Origin of the sequence: Bacillus sp. RHFS10, from assembly GCF_016757475.1 — a bacterium.
In the GTDB taxonomy this organism is placed as follows: domain Bacteria; phylum Bacillota; class Bacilli; order Bacillales; family Bacillaceae; genus Bacillus; species Bacillus subtilis_G.
The window spans coordinates 695,082-709,044 of record NZ_JAESPO010000001.1; the positions used below are offsets into that span (position 1 = coordinate 695,082).

Annotated in this window: 19 protein-coding genes and 1 other RNA gene; 15 read left to right on the forward strand and 5 right to left on the reverse strand. The window is 42.5% G+C overall.

Going from position 1 to position 13,963, the window contains the following annotated elements:
• The gene (gene recU / locus JMN17_RS03680) at positions 1 to 621 is read right to left on the reverse strand and encodes a Holliday junction resolvase RecU (protein ID WP_087990504.1); all 621 of its coding nucleotides are present in this window, start codon (positions 619 to 621) and stop codon (positions 1 to 3) included.
• Positions 622 to 661: 40 nt separating this feature from the next.
• Between recU and JMN17_RS03685 the strand changes: the two genes are divergently transcribed.
• The gene (locus JMN17_RS03685) at positions 662 to 1,624 is read left to right on the forward strand and encodes a DUF2515 domain-containing protein (RefSeq protein WP_087990503.1); all 963 of its coding nucleotides are present in this window, start codon (positions 662 to 664) and stop codon (positions 1,622 to 1,624) included.
• 24 nt (positions 1,625 to 1,648) lie between these two features.
• Here the strand turns inward: JMN17_RS03685 and sspM are convergent, their stop codons facing one another.
• The gene (sspM, locus tag JMN17_RS03690; protein ID WP_003225606.1) at positions 1,649 to 1,753 is read right to left on the reverse strand and encodes an acid-soluble spore protein SspM; all 105 of its coding nucleotides are present in this window, start codon (positions 1,751 to 1,753) and stop codon (positions 1,649 to 1,651) included.
• 198 nt (positions 1,754 to 1,951) lie between these two features.
• Between sspM and JMN17_RS03695 the strand changes: the two genes are divergently transcribed.
• Both JMN17_RS03695 and JMN17_RS03700 read left to right on the forward strand, forming a co-directional pair.
• Complete coding sequence (locus JMN17_RS03695; RefSeq protein WP_087990502.1) at positions 1,952 to 2,197, forward strand: DUF5446 family protein; 246 nt, start codon at positions 1,952 to 1,954, stop codon at positions 2,195 to 2,197.
• 45 nt (positions 2,198 to 2,242) lie between these two features.
• A complete protein-coding gene (locus JMN17_RS03700) occupies positions 2,243 to 2,614 on the forward strand; it encodes a YppE family protein (protein ID WP_087990803.1) in 372 nt (123 codons plus the stop codon).
• A gap of 39 nt (positions 2,615 to 2,653) precedes the next feature.
• Here JMN17_RS03700 and JMN17_RS03705 read toward each other — a convergent pair whose 3' ends face one another.
• Positions 2,654 to 2,842 (reverse strand): YppF family protein, encoded by a 189-nt coding sequence (locus JMN17_RS03705; RefSeq protein WP_003225611.1) that lies wholly within the window; start codon positions 2,840 to 2,842, stop codon positions 2,654 to 2,656.
• A gap of 186 nt (positions 2,843 to 3,028) precedes the next feature.
• On the opposite strand from JMN17_RS03705, the gene JMN17_RS03710 reads away from it, so the two are divergent.
• Positions 3,029 to 3,397 carry a YppG family protein gene (locus JMN17_RS03710; protein ID WP_087990501.1) on the forward strand — a complete coding sequence of 123 codons (369 nt, stop codon included), beginning with the start codon at positions 3,029 to 3,031 and terminating at the stop codon, positions 3,395 to 3,397.
• Between the two features lie 20 nt (positions 3,398 to 3,417).
• Here the strand turns inward: JMN17_RS03710 and JMN17_RS03715 are convergent, their stop codons facing one another.
• Complete coding sequence (locus JMN17_RS03715; protein ID WP_087990500.1) at positions 3,418 to 3,837, reverse strand: Hsp20/alpha crystallin family protein; 420 nt, start codon at positions 3,835 to 3,837, stop codon at positions 3,418 to 3,420.
• A gap of 137 nt (positions 3,838 to 3,974) precedes the next feature.
• On the opposite strand from JMN17_RS03715, the gene JMN17_RS03720 reads away from it, so the two are divergent.
• The 9 genes from JMN17_RS03720 (at position 3,975) to JMN17_RS03760 (ending at position 11,353) form a co-directional block, all read left to right on the forward strand.
• On the forward strand, positions 3,975 to 4,481 hold the full coding sequence (locus tag JMN17_RS03720) for a PTS sugar transporter subunit IIA (RefSeq protein ID WP_087990802.1): 507 nt from the start codon (positions 3,975 to 3,977) through the stop codon (positions 4,479 to 4,481).
• 102 nt (positions 4,482 to 4,583) lie between these two features.
• Entirely contained in the window at positions 4,584 to 6,833 is a 2,250-nt protein-coding gene (gene mrfA, locus JMN17_RS03725; protein ID WP_202327431.1) for an ATP-dependent helicase MrfA, read from the forward strand.
• A 15-nt stretch (positions 6,834 to 6,848) separates the two neighbouring features.
• Entirely contained in the window at positions 6,849 to 8,102 is a 1,254-nt protein-coding gene (locus JMN17_RS03730) for a ribonuclease H-like domain-containing protein (protein ID WP_087990498.1), read from the forward strand.
• A 100-nt stretch (positions 8,103 to 8,202) separates the two neighbouring features.
• Positions 8,203 to 8,331 carry a hypothetical protein gene (locus tag JMN17_RS03735; protein ID WP_003230707.1) on the forward strand — a complete coding sequence of 43 codons (129 nt, stop codon included), beginning with the start codon at positions 8,203 to 8,205 and terminating at the stop codon, positions 8,329 to 8,331.
• A gap of 83 nt (positions 8,332 to 8,414) precedes the next feature.
• Positions 8,415 to 8,639: a spore coat protein CotD gene (gene cotD, locus JMN17_RS03740; protein WP_087990497.1), complete on the forward strand. Its 225-nt coding sequence runs from the start codon at positions 8,415 to 8,417 to the stop codon at positions 8,637 to 8,639.
• Between the two features lie 88 nt (positions 8,640 to 8,727).
• Positions 8,728 to 9,273 (forward strand): DUF1273 domain-containing protein, encoded by a 546-nt coding sequence (locus JMN17_RS03745; RefSeq protein WP_087990801.1) that lies wholly within the window; start codon positions 8,728 to 8,730, stop codon positions 9,271 to 9,273.
• Between the two features lie 77 nt (positions 9,274 to 9,350).
• A complete protein-coding gene (gene gpsB, locus JMN17_RS03750; RefSeq protein WP_003225629.1) occupies positions 9,351 to 9,647 on the forward strand; it encodes a cell division regulator GpsB in 297 nt (98 codons plus the stop codon).
• 65 nt (positions 9,648 to 9,712) lie between these two features.
• Positions 9,713 to 10,095: RNase P RNA component class B (gene rnpB, locus JMN17_RS03755), an RNA gene on the forward strand.
• Between the two features lie 100 nt (positions 10,096 to 10,195).
• Entirely contained in the window at positions 10,196 to 11,353 is a 1,158-nt protein-coding gene (locus JMN17_RS03760; RefSeq protein ID WP_087990496.1) for a THUMP domain-containing class I SAM-dependent RNA methyltransferase, read from the forward strand.
• A gap of 52 nt (positions 11,354 to 11,405) precedes the next feature.
• On the opposite strand, the gene JMN17_RS03765 is transcribed toward JMN17_RS03760, so the two are convergent.
• Positions 11,406 to 11,558 (reverse strand): YpzG family protein, encoded by a 153-nt coding sequence (locus tag JMN17_RS03765; protein ID WP_010327933.1) that lies wholly within the window; start codon positions 11,556 to 11,558, stop codon positions 11,406 to 11,408.
• 163 nt (positions 11,559 to 11,721) lie between these two features.
• Here JMN17_RS03765 and JMN17_RS03770 point away from each other — a divergent pair, with 163 nt between their 5' ends.
• Positions 11,722 to 11,913 (forward strand): hypothetical protein, encoded by a 192-nt coding sequence (locus tag JMN17_RS03770; protein ID WP_087990800.1) that lies wholly within the window; start codon positions 11,722 to 11,724, stop codon positions 11,911 to 11,913.
• Positions 11,914 to 12,016: 103 nt separating this feature from the next.
• A complete protein-coding gene (locus JMN17_RS03775) occupies positions 12,017 to 13,942 on the forward strand; it encodes an ATP-dependent DNA helicase (protein ID WP_087990495.1) in 1,926 nt (641 codons plus the stop codon).
• The last annotated feature ends 21 nt before the right edge of the window (positions 13,943 to 13,963 follow it).

Below are 13,963 nucleotides of genomic sequence, written 5' to 3' on the forward strand. Positions count from 1 at the left end.
TCAACCTTTCGCACTAGATGACGGCGAAAAATAAAGCTGTTCAATAATACTAATATAATCAATTCTAGGTGCGTATCCAAGAGAAATCGGATAAGCCGCTTCCTCTAATTCATCTTTTCGAATTGATTTTCTGCCGTTTTTTTCTTTTCTGTCCCAGAAATCCAACAGTTTATCGGCTTCCAAAAAATAAACCTGGTCGAAAGCGGATATAATAACAAAACAAATGCCGTCTTGAGCCATTACCTGCTTCATATGCTCGATTTGATGGTCATGAAAATTCTGCAGGGGGAAAGAGGTCTTGTTTTTCGTTTCTTTCGCCTCAAAATCAATATACCGCCCTTTGTAAATCCCGTTATAATCTGTTGTCGATGATTGTTTAAAGTAAGCTTCTTTAATCACCGCGGCGCTTCTTTTTGGATAATGGACATTTACAATTTGAACAGGTGTCGGCTTTTTGTGTATAACGGCAATTTGGTTTGTCAGATAATACTTATTCGTTTCGTTTAAGTCATCTTCGAGGGTCATTCCGCGATTACTGTAGGACGGGGCCCTTTTCTGACTGTTTTGGGATGAAACCGAATGTTTCGGCTGAAACGTTTTTCCGTTAGGATACCGAATCACTTTCTCATCCTCCTTATTAAACTATTCGTGACGGAAGTGAATGTACGTGCAAGAACAACAGGCCATCAGAAAGCTTCTTAGCCGGATTGAACGGCAGACAAAAGCAAAAAACGCAGATAACATTTCAAGAACGAACGCATATAAAGCATTTTATGACTGTCATCCGGAAATCAAATGGTCGCTCTTAGCATCTTTTGTTTCTCGCAATGCCGGCTGGTCAATGACTGACTTAAAAGGCAGTCTGTTTCAGCTTGGACTCCGTGAGAGACAGCAAAAGTGGTTCTTTTTAGCCTATGAAAGAGCGAACTGGCTTATTTTTTCGGATGCCTATCCGCAGCTTCTTTTGTACCACTGGTCAAAAAAAATCGGGAAACCGCTGTTCCATCATCTCCATGTGTTTGGCGTCTCGCAATTTATGACGGAAGAATGGGCCCGTTTTTGGCATGAGCGAAACACCGAGCGGCTGATGTATGCCCTCATTGTAAATGAACAAAACACTATCCAAACACCTATTATACAAAATCCTTCGTTTAAAAAGAACGTTTTTGACACGATTCCTTTTTATTTAAGTGACTGGTTTCATTTTAACACCGTTATTTTTCCTTCTTCAGACGGGTTTCTTTACGGCATTTCAGTGAAACGCTTTTCAAAGACAGAGGAAAGGATAAGGCTGGGAAAGCAGCTGTCTCAATTGCTGTTCAGCCCCGAATTATTCTCCTCTTTTTATCACTTTTTGCACACAGTGCCGCACACAGGCTCCCGTTTTGATATGGAAAAAATGATCGGGATCACAAAAAGAACATCTCCTATGTTAAGGACATGCTACCCTGAGTTCATCCACTCATTAGACGGAAAGAAAACGGATTGGTTTCATGGAAAGATCAAGAAAGCGTTCTTTAGACGTGAGGAATTGCCGAAGCAGATTGAATTGACAGACTGGTATCTGCATAAAAAACGCCAGCTTCATGCGCTTTTTGCAGTCGAGCATTGGCTGAAAAAATAAAGAAGCAAGGAATTTCCTTGCTTCTTACGTAGAAGGGCGGTTCGGGCCGCCTAATTTTTTATCTAAAGAATCGATTGCTTTTGATTCAGTCTTTTTTTGCTGGCCGGCTTTTTTCGGTCTGGTTTTCATACGGCACCTCCTCACAAGTATCGTTTGCATTAAGGGGGAGGATCATACAATTTTTGCGGTTGTTTTTGTCGAAAACTTCAGCTTTCCGTGGAAAACCTGTTTGTTTGGCGATTTGCTTCTAGTTTTGTCATGAGGAAGGAAAGAGACTGAAGAGCAAAGAATCTTAACCGGGAGAGACGAGGAAAGGGAGGTACACGAATGTCCGGTTACGTAAGCAAGACAGATATTCTCCGTATGCTTTCTGATATAGAAGATGAATTAACCCGAGCCGACCAAAGCCTGAACCATTCCTTAAACGCATGGGAGGCTGAGATGCGGGAAAAGGAAAACGATCGCCTGAGTGTGCTGGAAGAAGAAATCATGGACCTTCATATTTGTATAAATGAGCTGCATCAATCACCTGAACACAGGTATGCATTTGAAAAGGTATACCGCATCGGCTGAATTTGCGGGCGAAATTTGGTACGATAGTCATTGAGGTGAAGGATGTTGCAATCACAAACATTGCTGGAAATGACCGAGCAAATGATTGAAACTGCTGAAAATGGCGCTGATCGATACCAGGAAGGAAAAGACAAGAATCTTTCATATGATTTTTTTGAGACGATAAAGCCTGCAGTTGAAGAGAATGATGATCTGGCGGCTCGCTGGGCGCAAGGGGCGCTTGAATTGGTAAAAGCCCGCCGTCCGAAATATGTGCATAGAGAGCAAATTGAGACCGTAAAGGACAATTTCCTGGAATTGGTCCTTCAATCATATGTTCATCATATTCATAAAAAACGATTCAAGGACATCACTGAGTCAGTCCTTTATACATTGCACGCAGTAAAGGATGAAATTGCAAGAAAAGACAGCCGGTAAAGGCTGTCTTCTTTTAAGTTTGTTGTAGGGGGCCGGACGTTAATTCAACTCATATGCCGGGCTTTCTGCTCCATTTGCTTCGAGAACCTTCATACTGTTACGAAACTCAGTTGTGCTGAGATGTCCTTGAATATAGAGGAACTTGGCAAAGTCCATCAGTTTATTCATACAGTCTGTTTCATATTTCTTCATTTCTGCAAAACGTTTGCTTAAGTATGATACGTTCATTATGGTGCATCCCCTCTCATCTGTATTGAAAATATGGTACCATAATGATTCGACTTTTTTCTGTTTTTAAAAAATTTAAACTTTCGACACAATTTGACAAACGCGAATCAGAACCTGTGACACAACCAATAGACTTCATTCATACATATATAGAAGAGAAACATGTTGAGTTTAGGGGGAATCGCAATGAACAGGAGTTCTCAAATCTATCCTCGGCAAATGGACTATTATTATCCTCAGCAAATGCAAGGATATTATCAGCAGGCAGCACATGGACAATACTGGCCGCAGCAGCATTATGGACAGCCGGATTTTTATCAGCCGCATTCTCCGCTCCAGCCGATGCCTACGCAGCCTCCAGTATTCTCCAACCCTTATCCAATCCCAAGGCCTAACCAGCAGCAGCCCTCACAATTTCAAAGTATCATGTCGCAGTTCAAAAAAGCCAACGGGCAGTTTGATTTTAATAAAATGATGGATACGACAGGTCAAGTGATGAGTGCAATGAATCAGGTCGGATCTTTAATAAAGGGATTTACCAGCTTTTTTAAATGATAGAAGCATGAATGAATCACTCATTCATGCTTATTTTTTGGGAAGAAAAGCGTCATTGTCTGCTCGTTCCAAGATGTTTCCATATCTTCTTGGTGTACTTCATAAGGCAGCTGAACCGTTCTGGTCATGCTTGTAAAAGTGGCCTCATTTTGCTGTTTTTGTTTCTCTTGGAGAGTTACATGCAAATACCTCGATTTAATATCAACGATGATCTCGCCATCTCGAAACGTCTCCGGAATCGTGATATCGACATACAGCCCGGTATCTCTTTCTCTGACATGTATGGTCGTCTGTACATCTTTTAAACTCGAGTTGATCAAGTTCTGAAATCCGTTTAATAGGTTGCCGAATGCTGAGGATTGAAAAAGATGGTCCATTGCCTCCGCGATGATTTCTTCTTTCTTTTGCAGTTCGTTTTTTTTGTCATGATTGAATTCCAAATTTGCCACCGCCTTTTTTAACCAGATTATGCGCCTGTGCCAGATGTTGTTATAAATTGAAGCAAAATTGAAAGTGTGGTTAAATAGTGGTGATTGAAGGGATAATGGTTGAGGCGAATGAGAAGGGAGAAAACACATTGCTGAAAAAATTATTCGGAATGGGCAAAACTCAGGAAAAAGTGGCAGAAGAGGTTATTTATTCTCCGGCAGATGGTACGGTAATGGACCTGACTGATGTGCCGGACCCTGTTTTTTCACAGAAAATGATGGGGGAAGGAATAGCGGTGGAACCATCAAACGGTGAAATCGTTTCACCTGTTGAAGGTGAAGTGATTCAGATTTTCCACACCAAACACGCCGTGGGCATTCGAACTCGCTCGGGAATTGAACTTTTAATTCATGTCGGGCTGGAAACAGTCAATATGAACGGAGAAGGGTTTACTGCCCACATGAAAGAAGGGGATAAAGTGAAAGTCGGTGATCCGTTGATTACGTGTGACTTGGAATTAATTAAAGAAAAAGCGAGCAGCACGGTCATCCCGATCGTTATCATGAATGGTGAGGCTGTAGGATCAATTGTGCCGGCAGGAGAAAACGCTGCCCTCAAAGGCGAAACAAAGCTTCTCACAATAAAAGCGAAATAAGCAGGGCGCATGCCTTGCTTTTTTTATTCGATTGTATAAAATTTGCACCTAGCCATGCAAACAAATATTCGGTAAACTGTATTTGACAAAGAGGTGTAAAGAATGAAAAGGAAATCACTGACTGAGCTCATTTCTGAGTTAAAAGGAAATGAAAACGTTGTGAATTGGCATGAAATTGAGCCTCGTGAAGCAAGAACAAGGCCGATGCCTGAAAGTATAGATGAAAGAATAAAAGCAGCCCTTTCGAAAAGGGGCATTAATGAACTATATACCCACCAATATTCCGCTTTTCAATATGTGCAAAAAGGAGAAAGCATCGTTACCGTAACGCCAACCGCATCAGGAAAAACATTATGCTATAACCTCCCAGTGTTGCAGTCCATCGCCCGCGACGAAACAAATCGGGCGCTATATTTATTTCCGACTAAGGCGCTGGCGCAAGACCAAAAGAGCGAGCTAAATGAAATCATTGATGAAATGGGCATTGATATTAAAAGCTTTACATATGACGGGGATACGTCTCCGGCAATTAGGCAAAAGGTGAGAAAAGCAGGCCATATTGTCATTACAAACCCCGATATGCTTCATTCTGCCATTCTTCCGCATCATACGAAATGGGTCAGTTTGTTTGAAAACCTTAAGTATATCGTCATCGACGAGCTTCATACGTATCGCGGTGTGTTCGGGAGCCATGTGGCGAATGTGATCCGGCGGCTGAAGCGAATCTGCCGGTTTTACGGAAGTGATCCGGTTTTTATTTGTACTTCCGCAACGATTGCCAACCCGCAGGAATTGGGGGAGCAGCTGACGGGAAAACCGATGCGGCTGGTTGATGACAACGGAGCCCCGAGCGGACGGAAACACTTTGTGTTTTATAATCCGCCAATTGTGAACAAACCGCTGAATATTAGAAAAAGCGCAACAGCAGAAGTGAATGAACTGGCGAAAGAGTTCCTGAAAAACAAAGTGCAGACCATTGTTTTTGCCAGAAGCAGAGTCCGGGTGGAAATTATTTTAAGCCATATTCAGGAGCTTGTGAAAAAAGAGATTGGGACAAAGTCAATCAGAGGCTATCGGGGAGGCTATCTTCCAAAAGAGCGGAGAGAAATCGAAAGAGGTCTGAGAGAAGGCGAGATTTTAGGAGTGGTCAGTACGAATGCCTTAGAGCTTGGTGTTGATATCGGCCAGCTGCAAGTGTGTGTGATGACGGGTTATCCTGGAAGTGTGGCAAGTGCATGGCAGCAGGCGGGACGAGCCGGCAGAAGGCACGGTGAGTCTTTGATTATCATGGTCGCCAATTCAACGCCGATTGACCAATATATTGTGCGGCACCCCGAATACTTCTTTAACCGTTCGCCGGAATCTGCAAGAATCAATCCGGAGAATTTGATTATTTTAGTAGACCATTTAAAGTGTGCGGCTTATGAGCTTCCTTTTAGAGCTGATGAAGAGTTTGGGCCGATGGATGTAAGTGATATTCTTGAGTACCTTCAGGAAGAGGCCGTTCTTCACCGCAACGGCGAACGGTATCATTGGGCAAGTGAATCGTTCCCCGCATCAAATATCAGTTTACGTTCCGCTTCACAAGAAAATGTCGTCATTGTTGATCAGTCAGATATTGCAAATGTGCGGATTATCGGTGAAATGGATCGTTTTAGCGCGATGACGCTTTTGCATGATGAAGCGATTTATTTGCATGAAGGGGTGCAATATCAAGTAGAGAAGCTTGATTGGGACCATAAAAAGGCTTATGTCAGAAACGTCGATGTCGAGTATTACACGGATGCCAACCTGGCAGTTCAGCTGAAAGTATTAGAAGTTGATAAAACGAACGAAAAAAGCAGTATGTCATTGCACTATGGTGACGTCACTGTCAATGCCCTGCCGACCATTTTTAAAAAAATTAAAATGACCACCTTTGAAAATATTGGCTCAGGCCCTATTCATTTGCCGGAAGAAGAGCTGCATACAAGTGCAGCTTGGCTCGAAATCAAAACAGCAGACGAAGATATCGGGGAAAAGACGCTGGAACAGCTCCTTCTTGGCATCTCGAATGTGCTGCAGCATATTGTCCCTGTGTATATCATGTGTGATCGAAACGATGTGCATGTCGTTTCTCAAATTAAAGCGGCCCATACCGGATTGCCGACCATCTTTTTGTACGATCATTATCCGGGCGGTATTGGTTTGGCGGAGGAAGTCTACAAACGTTTTTCAGACATAAACGAAGCGGCGAAACAGCTTATTAAACAATGTCCTTGTCATGACGGCTGTCCGTCTTGTATAGGTACCGAAATAGAAGGGATAAAAGCAAAGGAAAGAATTTTGCAGCTGCTGGATCAAATGTCGTAAGGAGGGAGGTCAGATATGTCATTAAAAGGGAAACTCCAGCGAATGAAAAAGCATATGGTGCTTGATGAAGGGGAATATAAAATAGAAAAAGGCGAACAAGAAAACAAACTCATTGAGAACCATGCTGAGATTCCATTTTTAGAAGAGTGGGAGGCTTTTGGTATGAAGCCTTTTTTCTTCGAAGATGAGTACTGCCTCATTAGAGAAGTAGAATATCCGCTTTCTCACCGGCATGGGTTATACCGTTTTTCTGAACTTGATGAAGTGATTGCATTGTGGAATCAAAGCTGCCTGGCGCATACTTTGTCAGCAAAAGGGTATAACAAAAACAGTCTCTTTTTCTTTGATACGGAAACAACCGGTCTTGGAGGCGGCGCCGGAAATACCATTTTTTTGCTTGGGCATGCGAGAGTATATGAAGACCGAGTGTCAGTCAAACAGCATCTTTTGCCCAAGCCGGGAAATGAAGTCGCCTTGTATCAAAGCTTTTTAAGCGAGGTTGACATTACATCACTCGTGACCTACAACGGTAAAGCCTTTGATTGGCCGCAGGTGAAAACAAGGCACACATTGATCCGCGACAGACTTCCGAATCTCCCGGAGTTCGGCCACTTTGACCTGCTGCACGGAGCAAGACGCTTGTGGAAACACAAAATGGACCGCGTATCGCTTGGCACGGTTGAAAAAGAGGAGCTCGGCATCCGCAGGCAAGAAGATACACCGGGCTACTTGGCGCCAATGCTTTACTTTCATTTTATCAAGGCGCAAGAGCCGGATCTTCTAAAAGGTGTTCTGCATCATAATGAAATGGATGTGCTATCGCTCATTTCATTGTACATTCATATGTCTAAAAAAATTCTCTCTGAATCACATGCGCCAAAAGAGCACAGTGAAGCTTATGCGATGGCGAAATGGTTTATGGCCCATAAAGAAACGGATCAAGCGGTCAAACAGCTGGAAAGGCTTAAAGAAAAGCCGTTTGAGGGTCAGGATAGGGCCCGGCTGGATTTATCACTACTGTACAAAAAACAAAACCGGTTGGAGGAGGCAGTGCCGCTTTGGGAAAAGCTGTCCCGTTCCCAAAATCAGAAGTGCAGATACACCGCTGTGATAGAGCTTGCGAAATTTTTTGAGCATAAGAAAAAAGAGTTCGGAAAAGCCCTGCGTATAGCAGAACAATTACTTAGCGATGAGGCGTTTTTATCAGAAAAAGAAGTTGAAAATCTGCATGTAAGAATTGCGCGGCTGAAGAGGAAATATTCCTCTTGAATATTCCCCGGGAAAGCGCAAAAGACGACTTCTTTCGCCAAGAATTTTTTTTGCTGGATTCACATCGATTTTGTTGTAGAATACCGGCGAATCCTGTAAAATGACGTTAGTTATTTTTAAAGGGAGAGTTGGTATGTATAAGGGTGTTTTTTATTTGTTCTTTGTCGTTGTTTTTTTGATTGCTTTCGTATTTTCAAACTTTAAAGACAGCTTAATTGCACACTTTTAAAATAGGTCATTGCATCAGAACATGTACCCCCTATTTTTCATAACTTAGTATTGTAATAAAGTTTATGGAAAGGGGATTTAATCATGCATCACTGCAGACCGCACATGATGGCGCCGATTGTCCATCCTACTCATTGCTGTGAAAACCATACGTTTTCAAATACTATCGTGCCGCATATTCACCCACAGCACACAACAAACGTAAATCACCAGCATTTTCAGCACGTTCACTACTTTCCACACACTTTCTCAAACGTTGATACGGCTACGCATCAACATTTTCAAGCGAGAAGACCTTTCTTCGACTAGTATGGAAACGTGCAGCTTGATGGTTGAAACAACAGCACATCAAAATGGGGCCCAATGGGGAGCCCCATTTTTTAAAGCAGGTGAAATAATGAAAGTATTGGCAGTAACAGGATACAAGCCATTTGAACTCGGGATTTTTAAACAAGATGACAAAGCGTTGTATTACATAAAAAAAGCCATTAAGAACCGGCTGATTGCTTTTTTAGATGAAGGACTGGAATGGATTTTAATTTCGGGCCAGCTCGGAGCCGAACTCTGGGCGGCTGAAGCTGCCTATGATCTGCAGGAGGAATACCCTGATTTAAAGGTAGCTGTGATTACCCCTTTTTACGATCAGGAAAAGAACTGGAAAGAACCTAATAAAGAGCTTTATGAAGCTGTTCTGGCACAGGCTGACTATGAAGAAAGCCTGACTCACAGGCCATATGAAAGCCCGCTTCAGTTTAAACAAAAAAATCAGTTCTTCATTGAGAAATCAGATGCGCTTATGCTTTTATATGATTCGGAAATGGAAGGCTCTCCAAAGTATATGCTTGAGACAGCGGAAAAGCGACGCGAACAGGACGGCTACCCCATTTACTTTATTACAATGGATGACTTGAGAGTGACAGTAGAGGAAGACAGCTACTCATAACAAAGAAAGAGAAATTTGACAACCGTACAGATTTCTGAAAAAATATAGTTGATGATTCACGATACGAGGTGAAAAAGATGCTTGCTGATAAAGTAAAGCTTTCTGCGAAAGAAATTTTGGAAAAAGAATTTAAAACAGGCGTTAGAGGCTACAAGCAAGAAGACGTTGACAAATTTTTAGATATGATTATTAAGGATTATGAAACCTTCCATCAAGAAATTGAAGAACTGCAGCAGGAAAATCTGCAGCTGAAAAAACAGCTTGAAGAAGCCAGCAAAAAACAGCCGGTGCAATCTAACACAACGAACTTTGATATTTTAAAACGGCTGTCTAACTTAGAAAAACACGTTTTTGGCAGCAAGCTTTATGATTGATCGTGCTTGAAAAAAATGGCACTTGTAAATTGCAATCAGTTGTTATATAATAATTCATGTTCTTAACGTTCGGGTAATCGCTGCAGATCTTGAATCTGTAGAGGAAAGTCCATGCTCGCACGGTGCTGAGATGCCCGTAGTGTTCGTGCCTAGCGAAGTCATAAGCTAGGGCAGCCTTGATAGGCTGACGGCAGGAAAAAAGCCTACGTCCTTTGGATATGGCTGAGTATCCTTGAAAGTGCCACAGTGACGAAGTCTCACTAGAAATGGTGAGAGTGGAACGCGGTAAACCCCTCGAGCGAGAAACCCAAATTTTGGTAGGGGAACCTTCTTAACGGAATTCAACGGAGAGAAGGACAGAATACTTTCTGTAGATAGATGATTGCCGCCTGAGTACGAGGTGATGAGCCGCTTGCAGTACGACGGAAACAAAACATGGCTTACAGAACGTTAGACCACTTACATTTAAAATGATGAAAACAAGCTCTCCCGTATAAGGAGAGCTTTTATCTTGAAAAGAGAAAAGTTTTAAAAGACAGGGTGATACGATGAAGAAGTATACACTAATTGCAACGGCGCCGATGGGCATTGAAGCTGTTGTCGCAAAGGAAGTACGAGACTTAGGATACGAATGCAAGGTTGATAACGGAAAAATTATTTTTGAAGGTGATGCGCTTGCCATTTGCCGTGCAAACCTTTGGCTTAGAACAGCCGACCGCATAAAGGTTCAGGTTGCTTCTTTTAAAGCGAAAACATTTGATGAACTGTTTGAAAAAACGAAAGCGATTAACTGGCGCTCATTTATACCTGAAAACGGGAAATTCCCTGTCATTGGGAAATCAGTGAAATCGACACTTGCAAGCGTTCCTGACTGTCAGCGGATCGTCAAAAAAGCAATTGTCGAAAAGCTCAAGCTTCAGTCCGGCAAAGCCAATGACTGGATTGAAGAAACAGGTGCCGAGTATAAGGTTGAAATTTCTTTATTGAAAGATCAGGCGGTTATAACGCTCGATTCCTCAGGGACAGGCCTCCACAAACGAGGATACCGTGTCGATCAGGGCGGCGCGCCGATTAAAGAAACACTTGCTGCCGCTTTAGTTCAACTAACAAATTGGACCCCGGACCGTCCGTTTGTTGATCCTTTCTGCGGTTCTGGAACGATCGCGATTGAAGCCGCGTTAATCGGCCAAAACATCGCCCCGGGTTTTAACCGTGATTTTGTCTCGGAGGATTGGGAATGGATCGGTAAAGAGCAGTGGGACAAAGCGCGCCTTGAAGTTGAAGAAAAAGCGAACTATGACCAGCCGCTTACGATTTTCGGAAGCGACATAGACCACCGCATGGTTCAAATCGCAAAAGAGAATGCAGAAGAAGCAGGCTTGGGAGATTTAATCGAATTTAAGCAGATGCAGGTCAAAGACTTCACGACAAATCTGGAGTTTGGGGTAATTGTCGGAAACCCGCCATACGGAGAGCGTCTCGGCGAGAAAAAAGCTGTTGAGCAGATGTACAAAGAAATGGGACAGGCATTCGAACCGCTTGATAGCTGGTCTGTGTATATGCTGACATCAAATGAGGATTTTGAGGAAGCATACGGCAGAAAAGCGACGAAGAAACGAAAGCTCTTTAACGGATTTATTAAAACGGATTATTATCAATACTGGTCAAAAGTAAGACCGCAGCGCACGAAAACAGAAAACGAATAAAAAGAAGACGCTTTGCATGCGTCTTCTTTCGTCTTTCAGCTATATTCTATCGTTACCAACGGTGCGCTTTCGCGTTGCTTCTCAATATAATGTTGGTTTGGGACATTTCAGTGTGACCGTTTACTTGAGACTTAGAACGTTTAGGCCGCGTCCAATTGTGATGAAACAGCTCAGAATGCTGATCTAATCGATTTCTATAACTCATGTCAACATCACTCCCTGATAGAATATTGTTGATAAGACGGATAATCCGGATACCGGAATATCAATTGTAGTTTGCGCATGTTTCGGTGATAACATGCGGGAAGCATGTATATAAAATGAAAAGTTCGCATACAATGATGATTATTTCCATCAGAGGTGATCTCATGCTGAACAGTGAACATTTTAATCTTATTCAAAGGGCGCTTGACGCAACAGCAAACGAGCTGAACGAGCTCGGAGTTGATTTGTCTCCGTCCGTGATTTCCCATGCGCAAATCGATTTAGAAAAAGCGGTGGAACATATTTATTCAACAGACCATCCTTTTTTATCTTCGCATGTGATCAATCGAAAGTAAGCTGTAAAAAAACTTGGCAATGCCAGGTTTTTTTATTGTATTCATCAGTGGGAAATGATATTATTGATGGTCTGAATGTCGAATAGTTGGGGGTTGGAACTAGGTGACAACATCACGTTTGCCTTTTTCTTTAACGAAAACAAAGAATTTTTATGAAGAATTGAACAATTGGATTGGTGACGTGTTTTACGATATCCTTCCCGAAAAAGGGTTTGATCTTCGGGATGAGCAAGTATTTATGGCTTTTCAGCTGGAGCGAGCGTTTAAAGAGAAAAAAGTCATGTTTGCCGAAGCTGGAGTGGGAACGGGGAAAACACTGGTTTATCTTCTTTTTGCGATCAGCTATGCAAGATATGTCGGCAAACCCGCCATTATCGCTTGTGCTGATGAAACATTAATCGAACAGCTAGTGAAAAAAGAGGGCGATATTTCGAAGTTGGCTGAGCATTTGGATCTGAAAATTGATACAAGACTGTCAAAATCACATGAGCAATATTTATGCTTAAAGAAACTGGAAAAAACAATGCAACGCTCTGATGATGATAGATGGCTGGATCTTTATGAGTCGTTACCGTCATTTGTTCATGAATCACAGGCGATGCAGCGCTTTTATCCGTATGGCGACCGTAAGCAGTATGCCAATCTGTCAAATGAAGAATGGTCTGAAGTAAGCTATGATTCGTTTCAGGATTGTCTGACTTGTGATATGAGGCACAGATGCGGTTTGACGCTTTCCAGAGATCACTACCGCAAGTCAACAGACTTGATCGTTTGTTCCCATGATTTTTATATGGAGCATGTGTGGACGGAAGAATCCCGTAAACGAGAGGGACAGCTGCCACTCTTGCCTGATCATAGCGCGGTTGTATTTGACGAAGGGCATTTGTTAGAGTTTGCCGCACAAAAAGCGTTAACCTACAGAGTGAAGCAGTCTACTCTTGAATTGTTTTTAGAGCGCTTGCTTCAAAATGACATCAGAGAAGAGTTTGCCGAACTGATTGAAGATGCCCTTGCTGCAAACGACGAATTTTTCTATGTTCTTTCTGAAGAAGCTAAAGAAGTAGCCGGTTCACACCGTTTAGAAATAAAAAATGACCAGCGTGTCAAAAAGGCGGCGGACGAGCTTTGCCGTTTGCTCGATAAAATCGGTGAGGCTCTCGTGTTTGAGTCTGAGATGTACACAATTGATCAATACGAATTGTCAGTTGTGGAAGAATATGTAGAACAAATGGCGTATTCATTATCCCTATATCAAAAGGATGCGATCAGCTGGCTGGAGAAAAAAGAAGAAGAATCAACTTTTGTTGTCATGCCGAGAACGGTAGCAGAAGTGCTGGGTGAAAAAGTGTTTTCCAAGAAAATTCCTCATATCTTTTCTTCTGCTACGCTGTCAGAAGGCGGATCGTTTGATTATATTGCCGACAGCCTCGGGATTCATGATTATTTGTCGTTAACTGTTGATTCTCCATATGATTATGACGAGCAAATGACCGTTAATCTATATGCGAAAACAGATATGACTTCCGAACAAAAAACGGCTGAAACGATTGAAACGATCAAGCGTTATAAAGGCAGAACGCTGATGCTTTTCCCTTCTTTTGAGGAATTAAACGAGTTTAAGCAGCTGTCAGCGGCTTGGGAGCTGCCGTATCCGATTTACTTTGAAGGCGATGAGGAAATCAGCGGCTTAGTGGAGAAATTCCAAGAGAAAGAGGAAACCGTACTATGTTCGGTTCACTTATGGGAAGGACTTGATATTCCCGGTGACGCATTAAAAAATGTGACCATTTGGTCATTGCCATTCCCGCCTCATGATCCTGTATTTACAGCGAAACGCAACGGGGCAAAAAAAGATCCGTTTGAAGAAGTTGATCTGCCATATATGTTATTACGCGTGCGGCAGGGCATCGGGCGTCTGATCCGTTCGAATCAAGACAGCGGCTCGATCCACATTTACGCCGGCGGAGAAAATGAACGCATCATTGATGAAGTCAAAAAGGTCTTGCCTGTTGAACCGAAAATGATGTAATAGAAAAAAGCTGACGATCGT